Raw genomic sequence first — 18,819 nt, forward strand, 5'->3', positions numbered from 1 at the left:
AATTATGCGCTGGCACTCAAGACAATAAATACTTTCAGTCAATATACGTAAAATCAGTAGAAATTAGTTTTGAGTTGTTTGATGGCTGATTATCAATGTACCCAAAAAGTTATTGCTACTATCAACTAACTACGGGAAATCTGGTGACATTTAATTTAGCATTTTGAGCAGAAAATGATATGTAAATGTATCTACGTAATACTAAAAAATTTGTTCTCACCCAAAAAGTGAGAACAAGAAATTTTTATCAGTGATATTACAGTTAACTCTTGCTTGGTATCAGCAAGACGACGATGAAGCAGACAAAACTAGGAGTTATTCATCAGATTAGTTAAGTATTTTTACTAAAATTTGCTAACTATATGATTTATCTCCGTTTGAGGTACTGGAGTACACCACGGGCGATCGCTTCTGCCATTTGATTTTGATAAGCTGAAGTCCGTAACTTCGCAATGTCTTCCCTTCCAGTTAAATAACCAGTTTCGACCAAAATAGAAGGTATGGAATTCTTTCTCAGAACATAAAATCTGGCTCGGCGCACACCCCGATCTCTGACATTCAGACTTTGTAGAATGGTACTGTGGACAACCCTAGCTAGACCCAAACCACTATCATAATAATAAGTTTCTAAACCACTCACGTCTGGACGACTCGCACCTGCGGAATTAGCGTGGATACTCACAAACAAAGTAGCGTTGATTCTCTTGGTGAGTTCTACTCTTCCTGGAAGTGTCACAAAGTAGTCAGAGTCCCGCGTTAAAACTGCTTGTACACCATTTTGCTGTAGGATTTCTGCCACCCTTCTACCGATAGGCAAAATAATATCCTTTTCTCGAACACTTCCAATACCAATGGCTCCAGAATCTTTACCGCCGTGTCCGGGATCAATAACGACAATTACTCGGCCTCTGGGGATAGGACGTGAGCCAACTGGAGGTCGAGAAGTGGAATTTTCATTAGGATCTGGTAATTGGCCGCGCTCTGAAGGAAAAGGTAGTGTGCCAGGAACTGTGACAAAACTGCGTGAACCTTGTAATTGCAGTGCTACTTCGTCATTATTTTGGTTAATTTGCCCAAATCGTATTCCCGCCGCAGGTTGAACTAAGATAACCACCGTGTTCGAGTCTGGTGTTTGCAGGCGCACTCGCAAAATGGGACTGTTGGCATTAAAAGTGGGGCCTTTAATCCGGGGTGCTAATTTAGCATCATTGATAGTGATGCGATATAACCCAGAAGTTCTATCCCATCCACCCCTAGCAGTGATGGTTTGGTCGGCTCGAATTAAAAGTTGCTTATTATCATCAGACAGTTCGATAGCTTCAATTGTGGCTGGTTGGTCACTGACAATGCGGCGAGTGGGGGGAGAATATTCGGGTTGATTATCAGAAGAGTTATTTCCTGGTAGTCGGGCAAATCGGTTGGGTAAAACAATTAAACCAGTTGCACCGCTTCTAGCTGCTCGCCAGTCTGGGCTATTTTTATCTACTCGCAAAGTCATCCGAACTGCTGGGGGACTGGTTTGGAGTTGGGTAAATTCTACACGACTCACACCATGCCTGTTAACACTGAGGTCGCGTTGTGCCAAATTTGTGGATAAAGTGGCACCAGAAATATCCATAAAAATAGTAGAGCGATCGCGGCTGCGATTTACTCTAATTTGGGGATTGCCACCACTAGTCCGAATAAAAAAACCGTCCCCTGTCACTTGTAAGCTGTCGATTTGAGTTGAACTTTGGATATTACTGCTAACCCTTGGCAACTCTGGTCTTGTATCTGAGTCCAGGCTAGTGACTACGTTGTAAACATTATCTGCGGAAGAATTTACAGGCTCTAGTCTGGGTCTGGGTAATTGTACCGTCCAACGGCTGGGCGTTATCCCCACAAATTTTATGCCTTGGGGGTCAAGTGTGTAACCAGGAGCAAGTTCAACCACAATACGGGCTGTTTGGGGTTCAAACTGACCAACACGAATAGCTCGAACTGCCCCACCTACAGGTTGTGTTAACTGCGGTCTGGCAAAGGTTGTGTCTGGTAAATCAATAACCAGGCGTGTGGGATTGAAAATGAGTTGTGCTTTGGGTTGGACACCCCCAGAAGTATTAAACTCCAGACGATTTTGCTTAGCATCAAACCGCCAAGACTCCAGTCTGGCTGCCAACACTGGCGAAGAAAGTAAGCAGATCATCCCAACCGTACCGGGTAGTAACCAGTGTAATTTCACAATCCTTTCTCCTGATTCACATTCATGGAAGTCAATATCTCAAAAATTGGCGTAAATTGTGCGCCAGTTACGAAATAATTTTGAGATTTGACCTGAGCTTTTTTTGGGTTAAAAAAACAATTAATAGTGTAAATTCTCAACTGCTTACATAATCTTGAATTTTGATTTTGCTGTACTATCCAGACATATAGTAGGGGACAGGTGGCAGAGTTCAAAGTTTTTTAGTGCCTAAATTTTCTGCTCTGTGGATTCCTAACCACCTTGGCTATTCCCAGACAACTAGTATGAGAGGCAACACAAATATAACCAGATAATTCTGGTTTCGGTCAATTCTTGTTAATTTTGTGTTTTTTTGGATCAGCCAGCAATTTTAGGATTAACAAATTTCAACTCGTTTTCAGGAATGTTGCAATATTGGTAATTACTAGTTTTTAGTCACTATGAACACATTGAGATGAAGATGATTAATCAGGTAAGTTTGGTAACAAATTAAGTTCTCAAAGTTAAGAATCAATAGTCAGAAGAACAGAGAAACAACGATATCAGAGGACGCAGATTTAAACACAGAAGTTTCCTGTAATGTCAGTATTCAGTACCCAAGAGTCAGAAGTCAGAATTTAGCGGTATCTAGTAGATTAGTAAGTTAATCCATCAAAATATTTCTCCTATTCTTTAACCCTTCTGGCTCCTGGATTCTGACTCCTGAATTCTTACCCTGTCATGAACTTAGGGATGAGGAAATCAGAAAGGAGGAAGTAGATAATTTTATTGCCACCTTTCTGTTTCCTAGTCTCCAGTTACTCAGCTTTCATCTTGAATTAATTGTTCGGAGTCAGTTGCCACTTTTTGGGAATCGGGAAATACGAAACGTAACAAAGGCGGAGCTAAAAAAGTTGTGAGGATAACCATCATAATAATTGCCGCCCCCAATGATTTTGAGAGAACGCCACTAGCAGCGCCGACACCAGCAAATACTAATCCAACTTCTCCTCGTGGAATCATCCCTACACCGATCGCTAAACGATTGATTTGGGGTTGACCAAATACGCTCAAACCTGTAATCACTTTACCAATAATGGCTACTGTAATCAGGAAAATCGCCATAATTAAACCTTCGCGGTTGCTGGGAATGGCAGGGTTTAGCACTCCTAAATCAGTTTTTGCACCAACGGTGACAAAGAAGATTGGCACCATCAAATCGGCTACAGGAATAACTTGCTTTTGCAGTTCTTTACGTTTATCGGTTTCTTCCAAGACTAAACCAGCAGCAAAAGCCCCCAAAATCGCTTCTAATTGAATGATGGCAGCCAGATATGCCATGACAAAGGCAAAAATAAAGGCAGGAATGACTAACTCACCACGGGTTTTGAGTTGATTTGCGATCGCCACAAATGTTTTATTGAACACATTACCCAAAACAATCGCACCCAATAAAAATGCTGTAGCACTGATAATTAAGTAAATTACTTTGCCTACATCCACTGCACCATCTTTAGCAAGACTGGCAACTACCGCTAAGACAATAATTCCGAGTACATCATCAATCACAGCTGCACCGAGAATAATTTGCCCTTCTTTGGAATTGAGCTTACCAATTTCTGCCAAAACTTTAGAGGTAATGCCAATACTTGTCGCTGTTAAAGCCGCACCTGCAAAAATTGCAGGTACAGCACTAATACCAAACAAAGTCATTAAACCCACCGTTCCAGCCGCAAAGGGGACGGCTACTCCCACTACTGCCACAATGGTTGCTTGGATACCAACAGCCATTAAGTCTTTTAAGTTCGACTCCAAGCCAATTTCAAATAACAAAATAATTACACCCAATTCTGATAACACAGAAATCACTTCTGATTGGGCGGCAAATACCTGGGGTGTGGCTTCTGGGGTCAAACCGGCAGTAGTTTGGAGAAACACCATAATTAAAGAGCTAGAACTGTCTGCACCACCTTCAGGAAAAACCAACAGATGCAGTACAGAAACACCCACAACTACACCACCGACAAGTTCGCCCAACACAGGTGGTAAACCAATGCGGTTGGATAACTCCCCACCAACTTTGCTGGCGAAGTAAATTACTACTAAACTCAGCAGCACAGCCGCCAATACCATAGAACTGTCTGCTGCTTCTGGTGTGCTGGCCAGCAGAGGAAAAGAAAAGTTGATGACATCTAAAAACTGCATGGTTTCCGCGAAAATCCTTCTCTTTATTTTTACCTGTTTAAGATGAAGGCTTGTAAGGAAGTTCAGAAATGATGGGCAGTACTTCCGTATAAATTAAAGATGCGGACTGCGGGGAAAATTTTTATAGAACCACAGTGTACTTGCTAAAGCTAGAAGTAAATTGTAAATCCACTGTATCCAAGATGGCAGTAATAAAATGAGAGGACGGCCGGCAAAAATAAAAAAGAAATTAAAGATGCCAAAGGTATAAATTGTAAAAATCCGATGGCGAATGATGTAAGGAGACAGATAAAGGTTACGCCGACGACTATAGGCTTTTGCTTGTGTTTCTGCCCAGCGTCCTAAAATATAAGCGATCGCTGTACATCCTCCCAAGATGATTGGCACAGTTATGAGTTTGGGTATATTAATTTGCCGTTCAAATAAATAAAGTCCTGGACTCCAGAGAGTTGCCAGTTGGTTAGTTTGCCGCGCCCAAGCCCCAGAAAAGTAATATTCCCAATTGCCTGCATACAGGTAGTAATAAATAAAGTAACCAACGACTAAACCACTGTAGCCATAGCGCACAAAGGATTCTGACGGTTTTTTTAGGTCTTGCCAATAAGCCCGTTCCCCATCTATATCAATACAAGCATTTTGACAGCCAACACAATCACTCTGTTCTTGACCTTCTGGCAAAACAATGCGGCACATTGATTGGCTGATTGGCTGATTCTTCCTATCAACCTTGCTGCTGAATAACCCACTGGGTTGACTATAAATCTTTTCTACTGGTGCCATCGGACAGAAATAATTACACCATGTCTTGCCGCTATAAAAGTAGCCAACAGTAATTGCAAAGACAATTGTAAATAACAACCATGATGCCAAAACTAGGCGATCAGCATCAAAAAATAAAATCCGACCACATAACCCCAAAAACAACCAACCAAACTGGAGGTAAGCATAATTTTTGCCCAACCAAGATTTGGGATGGACTTTGGCTAATTTGTAGGCTGTATTTCTTAATCGAGATTGCTGGTGTTGAGAATGACGTTGCCAACCCAACGCGCGGGGAATTTGTGACAGAAACGAAAGCGGACAAATGCGTCGCCACAGTTGATGGCCAAACACTAGCAAAATAAAAATGGATGCAGGTACAATTACTCCCCACATCACAGTTGTTCCCAAAGGATATGCTCTTTCTGGTAAACATTTACCTTGCACATGAATACAACTAACAGCAAATTCCTGTGGGGTAGAAGTATGATTTAAGTGACTCAGAGCCGGAGTCCAAGGGTCGTACAATAGGGAAGCAATAATTAGGAGCCATGCGAAAGTTAACAGACAGCGCACCCAGTGCATCTGACGTTCAGCTATGCTCAAGAGCATGGATCTATTCCACTAAATAATATTTTGTGAATGCCGAATCTAGAGCCAGTTAAGCAGATGATGTAGTAAAAAATCTGGCTAAAAATTTTGTATTTATAGTTGGGCTTATTATGCAGCTTGGCTAAACCAGAGAAGAACAGTATATATACTTAAATCTTTATCTTTTCTTCGTAATTCCTACGCCTAAATACTCAAAGCTCAAATCTGGTATGCCTGCGACTGAAGTCGTGGCTACAGGATCAAAGCCTGCCTTCACAGGCTGGAAAACGTTAGTCCTATGGTCAGATGTAACAAAAGTTTTATTGTGATTTTTTAGTTTCCAAAAATGTAACCATACCTGTTTTTGACTAGAGCAGTGTCACAGTAGAAACATAGAAATGGTATCGAGCAAATTGACTGTTAACTATTAATGCTTGACAGTTAACGAATGATAGTTCGATGCAGTTTACTTATTAGCATCTGTATATATTGTTTAGAGGAGTGCAAGCTTATGTCTAGAACTGCTTTGTCTGGTTCTCAGTTTTGTGTTGGGAAGTTTTGGAAATCTCTACCATTAGCTTTGCTGTTATTTGTCACGGTGGCTTTACCTGCATCAGCCCAAGAAAAAGAAAAGTTATGGCGGACTTTGACTGTGAGTGGAAGAGGAACGGAATCAATTCCTACTACTTTGTCGTTGGTGAATTTAGGGGTGGAGATTCAAGGTAAAACTGCTCAAGAAGTCCAGCAAGAAGCTGCCAAGCGGTCATCGGCTGTGGTCGCTTTACTTAAAAGTCGTAATGTAGAGAAGTTAGAAACTACAGGTATCCGTCTCAATCCTGTTTACAGTTACACCAATAATGTGCAGCGTATTACTGGCTATGCTGCTGTGAATAATGTGAGTTTTCGCATTCCCACCGAGAAAGCCGGCACATTACTGGATGATGCTGTGAAAGCAGGAGCAACACAAATTAACGGTGTTAGTTTTATTGCTAGTGATGATGCGATCGCCACCGCCCGCGAAGTCGCACTCAAAGAAGCTACTCAGGATGCCCAAAAACAAGCTGATGCTGTATTAAGCTCGTTAGGACTCAAATCGAAAGAAATCGTCAGCATTCAAGTTAATAATGCCAGCGCCCCGCCACCACCTGTATTTTTACGCGCCCAGGCGGCAAAAGTCGCGGAAGATGTTTCTACACCCGTAGTTGGTGGTGAACAAGAAGTAGAAGCATCGGTGACGTTGCAAATTAGTTATTAATTGTCACTTGTCATTGGTCATTTGTCAGTACAAAGGACAAAGCGCAAAGTCTGAGCGGAGGAAGCCTCCGCTCAGAACTTTGTAAGAGAGGACTAAGGACAAATGACCAACTAAAAATTATCTGGAGACATATCGCTCATACTGCTGTCTCCTTCATTTTTAGAACCTAATAAATCCAACTGGTCTACAACAATCACAGGTTTAGAACGACTAACTCCAGTTTGGCGATCGTTCCAGGAGTCAAACTTTAAGGAACCTTTAACGGCAATTTGCTTACCTTTGCGGACATAATTACCTGCCACTTCAGCAGTCTTGCCCCACAATTCCAACTCGAACCAGTCAGGCTCGTCACTGTTGCGTGTTCTTCTGTTGACTGCCAGGGTTAATCTACATTTAGTTTTACCGGAATCAAAATATCTCATTTCTGGGTCGCCACCTACACGACCAATGAGGTGGACTATATTAATAGTCATGTGTCTTACCTTTTAGTACTGACGTACTGATTTATCTTTTTTTTCCATAATAGCCAATTATGAACTGAATAAAACAGAATTCAGAATAAACCTTTGAGGGTGACTGGATAAAGAGGATTTTCATTGTGCATGAAGAAGTACAAATTCCTTTTTAGCCCAAACCACTGATTTCCAGCGTAGGAAATTTTGAATTCTGAATTCTGGCACCTGATGATTAAAAATGTGTTACAAACTTAACAACCTTGCAAGCTATATTAATTTGAGCTATCACTTAGGGAAAACTAATAAAACCTTACGGATATACTGAGTTGGGCAAGGAATATCGAAAACGTGGATGTCACAAATTTAGTCAGTATGGTCAAAACTAAATCAAAAAATGACCAACTTTACTAGACTGATGATCAAAAACGTAATAGAATCCAGCACGATTCCATCTAACATTTTTTTATAGTCAAAAAGTATTGCGAATAGGGGGCGTAGAGACGCGTGGGGCTGTTTAGGAACTTTCGCTCATCATGGGATATGGGTATCGACCTCGGTACTGCCAATACCCTAGTTTATGTATCTGGTAAAGGTATTGTACTGCAAGAACCTTCTGTAGTGGCGATCGACCAAATCGAAAAGGTGGCGCTGGCAGTAGGAGAAGATGCCAAAAAAATGCTCGGTCGCACACCGGAAAACGTGATTGCCTTGCGTCCCTTGCGTGATGGTGTAATCGCTGATTTTGATACAGCCGAGTTAATGCTCAAAAGTTTTATTCAGCGAGTTAATGAAGGGCGATCGCTGATTCTACCGCGAATTGTAATTGGGATTCCCAGTGGTGTCACCGGGGTAGAAAGACGGGCTGTAATGGATGCCGCAGTTCAAGCTGGGGCAAGGGAAGTATATTTAATCGATGAGCCAGTTGCCGCCGCAATTGGCGCAGGTCTCCCAGTTGCCGAACCGACTGGTAACATGATTATCGATATTGGTGGTGGCACAACAGAAGTTGCGGTGTTGAGTCTTCAAGGCACAGTGTTGAGTGAATCAGTACGCATTGCCGGGGATGAACTGACTGAATCCATCGTCCAATATATGAAAAAAGTGCATAACTTGGTAATTGGTGAACGGACTGCGGAAGAAATCAAAATTCGTCTGGGTTCAGCCTATCCCACCAACGAAGATAATGAAACCATGATGGAAGTCAGAGGTTTACATTTACTATCTGGTTTACCTCGTACTGTTACCATCAAAAGTCCTGAAATCCGCGAAAGTATGTTGGAACCGTTATCCATCATTGTGGAAGCGGTCAAAAGGACATTAGAAAGAACCCCACCAGAACTAGCATCTGACATCATCGACCGTGGTATTATGCTGGCTGGTGGTGGGGCGCTACTCAAAGGCATTGATACCCTAATCAGTCATGAGACAGGGATTGTGACTCACATTGCGGCTGATCCACTTAGCTGTGTTGTACTGGGAACAGGCCGTGTCTTAGAGAACTTTAAACAGCTAGAAAGGGTATTTAGCGGCCGTTCTAAAAATATGTAGGAAAAAATATGAGATATTGGGTTCTATTTGGCTTGGATTTGGGTTTCATATAAATAGAATCCGATATCTATCAAAATATAGAAACAGGTTATACATGGTTACTGTACGTCGTTGGTGGGGTCGCAAAGGGTTACAGGTTGCTTCGCTGGCCCTTGTAGTAGGTGGTGCTTGGATATTACGACAGACTCAAGGGGCAATGCTACTAGAAGTTTATCAAGTAGCGACACGTCCTCTACAGCTTTTGCAATCTGGGCAAACTCCTGAAGAACGTTTGGAAGAACGCCTCAAAGATGCCCAGTTTATGGAGATGCAAACCCGTATTCAAGAACTGGAAAGCCAAAATCAACAGTTACAGAATTTATTAGGTTATGTCCAACCTGAGCCAGCCGCATCACGTCCAGTACCAGCGCGGGTAGTAGGGCGGAGTGCAGATCATTGGTGGCAACAAGTAACCCTGAATCGTGGCTCAAATTCTGGCATTCAAGAAGGGTATATTGTCAAGGCTGAAGGTGGATTAGTAGGCTTGGTAGATAGTGTCACTCCTAATACTAGCCGTGTGTTGTTGATTAGTGACTTAAAAAGTCAAGTGGGTGTGACGGTTAGTCGCACTTCTGCTAAAGGAGTGTTGCGGGGCGATTCTTCCGCAGAAGCGGTGCTGGAATTTTATGAAAAAGTACCGAATGTCAAAGTGGGAGATTTAGTTTCGACTTCCACTTACAGTCAAAAATTTCCCTCTGGCTTGGCAGTAGGCAAAATCAAATCTTTAGATTTAAAGAAACTGCCAGCATCAGTAGCGAAAGTTGAACTTTTCCCACCAATTAGGTCTTTAGATTGGGTAGCTGTGTATCCTAAACCAACAAACCAACCACAGGAAAAGCCACAGTCCCAGGAACAAGAACAGGCAAATCAACAATGAAGATACCTTCATTTAATGGTCGTAAATCGAAAAAGCCGAAAGCTGCGGAACGAAAATCAAAATCTAAAGCTTATCGCAAACCCCTTGCCCGTTGGCATCCGCGTGTAGTGCAACTGTTAGATTTGTCGGTGACAGTTGGATCTGTGCTGTTATGCTTGCTGTTACTGCCAACTCGCTTTCCTGGTACAGAATTGCTGGGACTAGGGCCAAATTGGCTGTTAATTTGGGTAGTGGCTTGGAGTGTCAAACGTCCGGTTTGGGAAGGAGCGATCGCAGGTATAGTTTTAGGACTACTGCAAGATGCCCTAACTTCACCAGATCCAACTCACGCCGTCACCTTGGGTTTGGTAGGATTACTCACAGGATTAGTACAGAAGCAGCGATTTATCCAGGAAGACTTTATTTCCATCGCTTTAATTGTCTTTATCATGGCAATTTTGTCGGAGTCAATTTTTGGGTTGCAATTGAGTTTGACTGGCGATCGCAAAGTAGAATACATCTGGGCTTATTACCAAAGAGTTGCCCTAGCATCAGCTATCCTCAGTAGTCTTTGGGCTCCTGTCGTTTATTATCCCCTCAATTTGTGGTGGCAAAAGCGCAAAGCGATCGAACAATAATTACAGAGGAAATATCTTGACTGTAAATTTGGGAGTGAGGAATCATGGGTTCAGAGCCTAAATCCTCACTCTTTTTGATTGATAGCAGGAGGCAGGAGGCAGAAGGCAGGAGGAAAAGTCTTACTATTCCTAGCATTCAAGCTTTCAAATCGTCCTAACTCTTATACCAATTCACGAAATTACTGATACAAATCTCTTCCTCTGCCCCTCTGCTCCCGTCCGCCGAGCGAAGTCGAGGTGCTGCCTCCTCTGCTTGTCTATCTGTATCATTTTTAAAGTGAAAGGGTATTACACCCATTGTTCACAGACAATCTTTGTGTATAAGTTCTGTTTAAGTAAGCACGCCGACAGCGAACAGTAACTTGGAAATATTACTGTTGAGGTATGAAGATCCAAATTGGTAACGTGCAGAATCTTGAAATTATTGCTCAAAATTTATGGATAATTCCCCAGTTGTTACTCAAGTAGATACATCGCTAAATTACACTCAAGAAGATGGCTTGAGATTGCGATTCTCCTCTGGAGAGGCTGCGCCAACGCCAGTGGTATTTGATTCCCCAAAGCAGAACAGTATGAGCAGTGAAGCTGACTTTGACTCCCGAATGATGCAGCGATGCTTGGAACTTGCCCGCCGTGCTTTAGGGCGCACTTCGCCTAATCCTTTGGTGGGGGCGGTTGTAGTCAAAGATGGCGAGATTGTGGGTGAAGGGTTTCATCCCCGTGCTGGTGAACCTCATGCTGAAGTTTTTGCGTTGAGGGCGGCGGGCGATCGCGCTCATGGTGCTACAGTTTATGTCAACCTAGAACCTTGCAATCATTATGGGCGCACTCCTCCTTGTTCGGAAGGATTGATTAAGGCGGGTGTGGCTAAGGTAGTGGTGGGGATGGTTGATCCTAACCCTTTGGTGGCTGGGGGCGGGATTGCGCGTTTACGTGCTGCTGGTGTCGAGGTGTTAGTTGGTGTAGAAACTGAGGCTTGTCAGCAGCTAAATGAAGCTTTTGTACATCGCATTCTCTATAAAAAACCTTTTGGCATTTTGAAATATGCCATGACTTTAGATGGCAAAATTGCTACGACTGTCGGTCATAGTGCTTGGGTAACAAATCAAGCCGCCCGCAGTGAAGTACATCAACTACGGGCGGCTTGCGATGCCATCATTGTTGGTGGTAATACAGTCCGACAAGACAATCCTTTTTTAACTAGCCATCAAGTAGAGGCGCATAATCCCTTACGAGTGGTGATGAGTCGTCAACTCAACTTGCCAGAAACCGCCCGTTTATGGGAAACCCAAGAAGCACCGACTTTGGTGTTAACTGAAGTGGGAGCCAACCCTGATCTCCAAAAAATCTTACTTAAACTTGGCGTGGAAGTTGTGGAATTACCAGCACTGGCACCTGCACAAGCAATGATGCACTTATATGAACGGGGTTTTTGCAGTGTCTTGTGGGAGTGTGGCGGTAATTTAGCTGCAAGTGCGATCGCTCAAGGAGCGGTACAAAAAGTTATGGCTTTTATTGCTCCTAAAATTATTGGTGGTAGTCATGCGCCTACACCAGTGGGTGACTTAGGTTTTACTAACATGACCGAAGCATTGCCCTTAGAAAATGTGCGTTGGCGTGTGGTTGGTTCCGATTGCTTAGTGGAAGGTTATTTACCTCAATAGTCAATCATCAAAAGTCAATGATCAATGGTTTTGACTCTGGACTATTGACCATTGACTTAATTAATAATGTCGCTCATAAGCGATATCTCGTATCAGACTTAGCCGGGATTGAATATAGTCACCAAGAGAGTCAATCTCGTGGGAATCTAAGAAAACTTGTGTGGTGGTTTGTTTTACCAACCATTGCACCAAGCTAGCATCATCCAGCTGTAGGAGGGTCATGGTTTGGGCAGTTTCAACCACAGACCAAAGCTGACGCAGAATATTGGGAGTCATCAGACCTCATTGAAGATTAGCCTAGCTTTTTTTAGATTACACAATTTCGGCAGTGACTTATGGCATGAATGTACAAGCTGAGACAAGTATTATTAAAAAATTAATAATGTGATTTATAACTTTATGAACTTTCAGAAAGGCGCTATTACATCGATTGGTTCATAAAAGTTTATTAATACTATTCTGGTACTCTAATGATAATTTGTAAATGGCATCTACCTAAAGAAATATCTTAATTCTTTAGGTTTAAGAATGTATTTAATTAACAAAAATATTTAAGAAACAATACATCATTGCTACTAAAGTTGCGTGCCGAAAAGAGGATAAAAAAGGGACTAAAGACGAAAAAAAAGAAATTAGTCCCTCTTTTATGCAGCATGATGAAACTTGTTTGATGGGGACTAACTTCGCCCAATGATAAAGATGTGTAACAATCTACTGAATAAAATTATTCTTCATATTCCACCCAACTATTAGGGGTTTCCGAAACATGAACTTTTAATTGTACATTTGGCGGTACTCGCTTCTTGGTTTCATCGTAAATATACTTAGCAATCATTTCAGCTGTAGTCTCATATTCAGGAGGCATAACTTCATTTAAAATGCAGTGGTCAAGACCTCCTTTAGTGACATCTTGTTTTGCCCAACGTAAAGTTCTAAAATCCGCTACCATAACTGGATGAGGACAATATTGTGAAGAATGTAATTGTGTTGATATAGCTTCGATGCGGACTTGGTAATTATGCCCGTGCATCCGACCACAAGGGCCATCATAATCTTTGATGTAGTGGGCGCTGTTAAAAGAAAATTCCGTTACTACTTTCCATTTGGGCATTTTAAGATTACCTCGTAGGCAATTTAGAGATAAATACTTACAGCAGAATTCAGGAGTCAGAATAGACTTTCAGCCTAGCGTTGATCACTAAATTGTGTACTTAACTAACTGGAAATCTGCTGTATCTCTTGTAATTGCATTTGTGAATCAATCAGATTTTTATAGTATTACTAATACTAGTTTAAAAAAATAATATGGCAGATATCGGGTTAGCTTGGCATTTTAAAGAATTTATCACAGTTGCAAGTGTGCGATCGCGCTGGTAGTGTTGGGGGTTAAAATGCGATCGCTCCTCAGTATTTTCAAGATTCAACCAGATTATGATAGTAATGATATCTGTAATCTATACCCAGTTGACTCAACTCTAGCCCCAAAAAAGTCATGTCCGTTGCCCAAGATTTGCCACCAGCCACAGATATAATATTTCCACCAGGAGATATATATAGTGACGAACCACCATTGGAAAGCGATTTACATCTACGCCAAATTATTTTGTTACTACAGTGTTTAGAATTGTGGTGGCAAAACCGCAATGACTTTTATGCTGCTGGAAATCTGACAATATATTATAGTCAACGTCAACTCAAATCAGAAGAATTTCGTGGCCCTGATTTTTTTGTAGTGCAGGGATGCGAAAAAAGACCTCGCAAAAGTTGGGTAATTTGGCAAGAAGATGGTAAATATCCTAATATCATTGTCGAGTTACTTTCATTTTCTACAAAAGCCACAGATAAAGGCTTAAAAAAACAAATCTACCAAGATACTTTTCGCACCCCGGAATATTTTTGGTTTGACCCGGATAATTTAGAATTTACAGGGTTTAAGTTAGTTTATGCTCAATACCAACCAATAGAACCGAATCCCCAAGGTTGGTTATGGAGTCAGCAGTTAGAATTATATTTAGGTGTCCAGAACAATCAATTACGCTATTTTACGCCACAAGGGGAGTTATTACTGACACCAGAAGAATTGGCACAGCAGGAAAAACAGCGTGCAGATGAAGAAAAACAACGTGCAGAACGTCTAGCCGCTAAGTTGCGGGAGTTAAATATTGATCCCGATGTTCTATAAAATTATTGATTATATTGAGCGATCGCACCCTTGATTAATTAATGATAGGACTAAATAAGTGTGATTATTATCCTAATCAATGAAAACCCCGACTAAAAGCAAAACGAGAACGCAAGTTTGGGTGGTCGAAAATGGTAAAAAACGCCTGCGACAAGACCAACTCACCACAGAAGAACCTTTAGAAATTCGGTTGACATCTCCATCACGTACAGTAGCTATCACTATGCGAACTCCAGGCGCAGATTTTGAATTAGCTGCTGGGTTTCTGTTTAGTGAAGGTGTAATTAACAGTAAACAAGATATTGATAGGATGAGTTACTGCACAGATGAATCTGTAGATGGTGAGCAACGTTATAACATTATTAATGTGCAGTTAAAGCCAGGGTTAAATCCAGATTTACAGCCTTTAGAACGTCACTTTTATACAAATAGTGCCTGTGGAGTTTGTGGTAAAGCGAGTATTGAAGCTTTACGTTTGCGCGGTTACGCAAAAATTACTTCTGATTTAACAGTCAAGTCTGAGGTTATTTACAGCTTATCTGATCAGTTGCGATCGCATCAGGGTATTTTCTCGGCAACTGGAGGGTTACACGCAGCAGCAGTATTTGATGCTGAAGGCAAAATTGGGAACTTACAAGAAGATATTGGTCGTCACAATGCTTTAGATAAATTGATTGGTAACGCCTTACTGAGTGGTGCTTTAGCTTTTAATCGTCATATTGTTATGGTGAGTGGACGTTCTAGTTTTGAGATTTTGCAAAAATCTGTAGTTGCAGGAATTCCAATTGTTTGTTCTGTTTCTGCACCTAGCAGTTTGGCGGTGTCTGTTGCCGAAGAATTTGGTATTACTTTAGTAGGATTTTTACGGGGAAATAGGTTTAATGTTTATACCGGATGCCAGAGAATAATTACAACATGATATGCTCTAAAAAATCACAATTTTTACTTGATTTTTACGTAATTCTGTCATCAAAACCTAGGATATTTAAATATGAACACGCTTGGTCAAAAGCCTAAAGTTAGCTTTACTGTAAATGCGTGCATTGTTGATACCCCATTCATCGATAAAATACTTCGGAGTATGATGCGTTCTCTAGATTATCCATTCTCCGAAAGACTGGTGGCGTTAGATCCTGGTAAGCCATCTGGTAAATACCTAGAACGTCAGACAGGACAAATAGAAGAATTAAGAACGAAATTAGTGCAACTGCAAACTGAGGGAATTATTGATCGAGTAGATGAAATACCTTGGGATGAAGAACTGCAAAAGTCAGTCTTAAAAAAGTACTTTGGGCGTGATGACATAGATGTTAAAGATTTTGATGGAGCGCCAATTTATCAATATCTGTTTGCCTTAGAACAGTGTACTGGTGACTATATTCTGCATGTTGATTCTGATGTGTTATTTTACCGAGATGCCACCAGAAAATCTTGGATAGATGAAGGCATTGAAATGTTGCAAGCAAATCCATCAGTTGTGATTGCTACTTGCGAAGGCGGCCCACCACAAGCCAAAAGTTTTCTCGAAAAATTAACTGGTCGTCCGACAAAATCTAAACCTAAAAAGTTGTGGAATAAAGCGGGTAATGTTTCTACAAGATATTTTCTCTTAGATCGCCAGCGATTAGAACAGCAAGTTTTACCACTAGTCCAAAAGGATATCAAAGAGCCATTAGAAAATTCTATTACACATACTTTTAAAGTCAAAGGTTTTGAACGTTGGTCAATGACTGCTGGGACTTGGGCAATTCATCCTGTAGAACATGGTGAAAATTTTATTAAACATTTAGATGATTTAATTTGGGCTGTAGAAAACAATGTTTATCCCTTTAAACGCAGTGGTAAGCGATGGAATATGCACACGGATGGTAATGATATCAAGCCCTGGCTAAATGCTATTACTCAAGCTAAGTCTGCAATGTTTTAAATTTTGAACTAATCCCGCAGAAAATAGTAGAGACGTTGTATACAACGTCTCTACAGCATTTATAGAGTGCAACATCTGATAGAAGTGGTATGAATTAACCACAGTTTGAGAAATATAATAGTGATGGTTTTGCGATATACTGAAGTGTTCGTGGCGATCGCCACAGTGAATTTAGAAAAATTAGTAGATTTCTATACCCAATTGTTCAGTGAAAAACCGAGTACTTTAATTCCCAATGTTTATGCAGAGTTTCAACTAACAAGTTTACGTTTGGGAATTTTTCAACCGAAACAGAGTCATGAGTCAGAATTTGCCAACTCAACTAAAAGTAAAATAAGTTTGTGCTTCGAGGTGAGTAATTTAGAAACTGCGATCGCTCATCTCACCAATTTAGGCTATCCTCCACCCGGCGAAATCTCCATCGCTTCCCACGGACGAGAAATCTATGCTTACGATCCTGAAGGTAATCGCCTAATTCTGCATGAAGCTAAGGGAGTCATTAGTCATTAGTTTTTTATCTCCCGTGTCTTCCCTGTCTCCCTTGTCTCCCCCATTCCCTACAAAAATATGTCTCTCACAAACAACTACAAATTAAACCTGATCCAATGGTATCCGGGTCATATTGCCAAGGCGGAAAAGAATCTCAAAGAACAGCTAAAGCTGGTAGATGTGGTGTTAGAAGTCCGCGATGCGAGGATTCCTTTAGCGACGCACCACCCGCAAATCGGTGAATGGGTGGGAAGCAAAACACGGATTTTGGTATTGAACCGTTTAGATATGATTACGCCCCAAGTGCGATCGCTATGGACAGATTGGTTTAAGAGTCAAGGACAAGTGCCTTATTTTACCAATGCCCAACACGGTCAAGGTGTGACGGCTGTAGCTAAAGCCGCCCAAGCTGCGGGTGTAGAACTGAATCAACGAAGACGCGATCGCGGTATGTTACCTCGTCCTGTAAGGGCTGTGGTGATTGGTTTTCCTAACGTTGGTAAATCAGCTTTAATTAATAGACTGTTGGGACGACGTGTAGTTGAAAGTGCGGCACGTCCAGGTGTTACACGTAACTTACGCTGGGTACGTATATCTGATCAATTAGAATTACTTGATGCGCCTGGGGTAATTCCTTCTCGTTTAGAAAATCAAGCCGCAGCTTTGAAGTTAGCAATTTGTGACGATATTGGACAAGCATCTTATGATAATCAACTCGTCGCATCAGCATTCGTAGATTTTCTAAATGAAATTCATATAACAGCGAATCATTTATTACCAGAGTCACCGTTTAAGTTACGCTACGAACTCGACTCGTCAACTTATACAGGCGAATCATACCTAGAAGCTTTGGCGGAAAATCGTTACAACGGTGATGTTGAACGTGCGGCGAGACAACTTTTCACTGATTATCGTAAGGGTTTATTAGGGACAATTCCTCTAGAATTACCACCAAATATATAAACAAAGATTCTCGACATTTTTTGAGCGATCACTATTCGTTTACTTTACACGTTTCTAGCGATCGCGTAATTTTTTTAACTAGAAACAGAGAGATTTCCTAAATAATTCACTAAGTCACTGTGACTAGTAAAATCTAACAACGCCTCAGCTAAATCTTCTAGTTGAGTGATGGATAAACTGCGGATTTGTTCTTCTGTCTGTGCTTCAACTGCACCAAAGCGGCGTGTTAACAGACGCAATATCAATCCCAACGCCTCTTTTCTCTTTCCTCTTTCTTCTCCTTTTTGCAAAATGTCTTGATAAATGACAGATTCTTGCATGATTTCCTCGCTGAAAATTTGTGTAATTAAGTTTTTCTCAAACCGCAAACCGGCTAACATCTGCACACAAGCGGAAATATTTTGTCGCTCATCTGTTTCTTCAATCATATCTACAGCCGCCGCGACTTGGGTTAACAATCCTTGGGGTGAGTTGGTTTTGGCTAATGTCGCCAGTGGTAAAAGTGCAGGATTAGCTAATAGTGTGGCTGGTTCTTCTTCCCATAAACGAATTACACGATATTTGTGTATGGTGTTGCTGTCTGTGTACTGGGTTTTATACACAATATCGGATGATGTCGGTTGTAGGAAAATTAACACTTGATGAATTTCACACCAGAACTATTGACGTTTTAATCTGGTGTAATAATCCAGCATTCTAAAATCTAGTGGTGGTGTGGATTGGGATGTAGTTTGAAACTCTATATGTAGAATTTGGTTGGCGATTTGTAAAAATGTGACTGAATCGGCGCGAATTGGTTCAAGGGTGAGTTCGGTTTTGAGTACTTGAATATCTGTTGTGTCAGATGCAAGTAACCATTTAACAAACTCGGCGGGATAGGTTTCGGCTAAATATTTGCAGGTGTTATCGTAACTCAAGGCTCAGAAATGTTGAATCATGACATAAAACTTTACATAAATAATTACACGGATTCTAAAAAGCCGAAAAATGTCAACATAACATCATCTCTTCAAACCAATGAACATAACTGATTTTCTGACACATACAA

17 protein-coding genes and 1 pseudogene are annotated in these 18,819 nt (G+C 41.2%); 10 read left to right on the forward strand and 8 right to left on the reverse strand.

The features are described 5' to 3' along the window. Positions 1 to 367: 367 nt before the first annotated feature. The 3 genes from H6G75_RS24155 to H6G75_RS24165 form a co-directional block, all read right to left on the reverse strand. Positions 368 to 2,221 carry an N-acetylmuramoyl-L-alanine amidase gene (locus H6G75_RS24155; protein WP_190982475.1) on the reverse strand — a complete coding sequence of 618 codons (1,854 nt, stop codon included), beginning with the start codon at positions 2,219 to 2,221 and terminating at the stop codon, positions 368 to 370. Positions 2,222 to 3,022: 801 nt separating this feature from the next. After that, positions 3,023 to 4,405, reverse strand: a complete 1,383-nt coding sequence (locus tag H6G75_RS24160; protein WP_190982476.1) for a cation:proton antiporter — start codon at positions 4,403 to 4,405, stop codon at positions 3,023 to 3,025. Between the two features lie 93 nt (positions 4,406 to 4,498). Continuing rightward, complete coding sequence (locus tag H6G75_RS24165) at positions 4,499 to 5,776, reverse strand: 4Fe-4S binding protein (protein ID WP_190982477.1); 1,278 nt, start codon at positions 5,774 to 5,776, stop codon at positions 4,499 to 4,501. A gap of 490 nt (positions 5,777 to 6,266) precedes the next feature. On the opposite strand from H6G75_RS24165, the gene H6G75_RS24170 reads away from it, so the two are divergent. Further along, positions 6,267 to 7,010, forward strand: coding sequence for an SIMPL domain-containing protein (locus H6G75_RS24170; RefSeq protein WP_190982478.1), 744 nt, complete (start codon positions 6,267 to 6,269; stop codon positions 7,008 to 7,010). Positions 7,011 to 7,120: 110 nt separating this feature from the next. Here H6G75_RS24170 and H6G75_RS24175 read toward each other — a convergent pair whose 3' ends face one another. After that, positions 7,121 to 7,483, reverse strand: coding sequence for a single-stranded DNA-binding protein (locus H6G75_RS24175; protein WP_190982479.1), 363 nt, complete (start codon positions 7,481 to 7,483; stop codon positions 7,121 to 7,123). Positions 7,484 to 8,005: 522 nt separating this feature from the next. Between H6G75_RS24175 and H6G75_RS24180 the strand changes: the two genes are divergently transcribed. From H6G75_RS24180 to ribD, 4 genes are all read left to right on the forward strand, one after another. Further along, entirely contained in the window at positions 8,006 to 9,013 is a 1,008-nt protein-coding gene (locus H6G75_RS24180; RefSeq protein ID WP_190982480.1) for a rod shape-determining protein, read from the forward strand. 94 nt (positions 9,014 to 9,107) lie between these two features. Next, positions 9,108 to 9,929, forward strand: a complete 822-nt coding sequence (gene mreC, locus H6G75_RS24185) for a rod shape-determining protein MreC (protein ID WP_190982481.1) — start codon at positions 9,108 to 9,110, stop codon at positions 9,927 to 9,929. Continuing rightward, on the forward strand, positions 9,926 to 10,546 hold the full coding sequence (mreD, locus tag H6G75_RS24190; RefSeq protein ID WP_190982482.1) for a rod shape-determining protein MreD: 621 nt from the start codon (positions 9,926 to 9,928) through the stop codon (positions 10,544 to 10,546). The genes mreC and mreD overlap by 4 nt, the downstream gene beginning before the upstream one ends. A gap of 437 nt (positions 10,547 to 10,983) precedes the next feature. Continuing rightward, positions 10,984 to 12,210: a bifunctional diaminohydroxyphosphoribosylaminopyrimidine deaminase/5-amino-6-(5-phosphoribosylamino)uracil reductase RibD gene (ribD, locus tag H6G75_RS24195; RefSeq protein ID WP_190982483.1), complete on the forward strand. Its 1,227-nt coding sequence runs from the start codon at positions 10,984 to 10,986 to the stop codon at positions 12,208 to 12,210. Between the two features lie 60 nt (positions 12,211 to 12,270). Here ribD and H6G75_RS24200 read toward each other — a convergent pair whose 3' ends face one another. From H6G75_RS24200 to H6G75_RS33605, 3 genes are all read right to left on the reverse strand, one after another. After that, positions 12,271 to 12,486: a hypothetical protein gene (locus H6G75_RS24200; RefSeq protein ID WP_062296670.1), complete on the reverse strand. Its 216-nt coding sequence runs from the start codon at positions 12,484 to 12,486 to the stop codon at positions 12,271 to 12,273. Positions 12,487 to 12,934: 448 nt separating this feature from the next. Then, positions 12,935 to 13,321 carry a 6-pyruvoyl tetrahydropterin synthase family protein gene (locus H6G75_RS24205; RefSeq protein ID WP_190982484.1) on the reverse strand — a complete coding sequence of 129 codons (387 nt, stop codon included), beginning with the start codon at positions 13,319 to 13,321 and terminating at the stop codon, positions 12,935 to 12,937. A gap of 181 nt (positions 13,322 to 13,502) precedes the next feature. Then, positions 13,503 to 13,634 carry a hypothetical protein gene (locus tag H6G75_RS33605; protein ID WP_277884106.1) on the reverse strand — a complete coding sequence of 44 codons (132 nt, stop codon included), beginning with the start codon at positions 13,632 to 13,634 and terminating at the stop codon, positions 13,503 to 13,505. 68 nt (positions 13,635 to 13,702) lie between these two features. Between H6G75_RS33605 and H6G75_RS24210 the strand changes: the two genes are divergently transcribed. The 5 genes from H6G75_RS24210 to ylqF all read left to right on the forward strand — a co-directional run bounded on the left by H6G75_RS24210 (position 13,703) and on the right by ylqF (position 17,771). Further along, positions 13,703 to 14,392: a Uma2 family endonuclease gene (locus tag H6G75_RS24210; protein ID WP_190982485.1), complete on the forward strand. Its 690-nt coding sequence runs from the start codon at positions 13,703 to 13,705 to the stop codon at positions 14,390 to 14,392. Between the two features lie 79 nt (positions 14,393 to 14,471). Then, on the forward strand, positions 14,472 to 15,311 hold the full coding sequence (gene fdhD / locus H6G75_RS24215; RefSeq protein WP_190982486.1) for a formate dehydrogenase accessory sulfurtransferase FdhD: 840 nt from the start codon (positions 14,472 to 14,474) through the stop codon (positions 15,309 to 15,311). Between the two features lie 72 nt (positions 15,312 to 15,383). After that, positions 15,384 to 16,319, forward strand: a complete 936-nt coding sequence (locus tag H6G75_RS24220; protein WP_190982487.1) for a glycosyltransferase family A protein — start codon at positions 15,384 to 15,386, stop codon at positions 16,317 to 16,319. Between the two features lie 123 nt (positions 16,320 to 16,442). Then, positions 16,443 to 16,829: a VOC family protein gene (locus tag H6G75_RS24225; protein ID WP_190982488.1), complete on the forward strand. Its 387-nt coding sequence runs from the start codon at positions 16,443 to 16,445 to the stop codon at positions 16,827 to 16,829. Positions 16,830 to 16,886: 57 nt separating this feature from the next. Further along, positions 16,887 to 17,771 (forward strand): ribosome biogenesis GTPase YlqF, encoded by an 885-nt coding sequence (gene ylqF / locus H6G75_RS24230; RefSeq protein ID WP_190982489.1) that lies wholly within the window; start codon positions 16,887 to 16,889, stop codon positions 17,769 to 17,771. A gap of 74 nt (positions 17,772 to 17,845) precedes the next feature. On the opposite strand, the pseudogene H6G75_RS24235 reads toward ylqF, so the two are convergent. After that, positions 17,846 to 18,688, reverse strand: a pseudogene (locus H6G75_RS24235) (Rpn family recombination-promoting nuclease/putative transposase). Between the last annotated feature and the right edge of the window lie 131 nt (positions 18,689 to 18,819).

Source organism: Nostoc sp. FACHB-280 (assembly GCF_014697615.1).
Taxonomy (GTDB): domain Bacteria; phylum Cyanobacteriota; class Cyanobacteriia; order Cyanobacteriales; family Nostocaceae; genus Nostoc_B.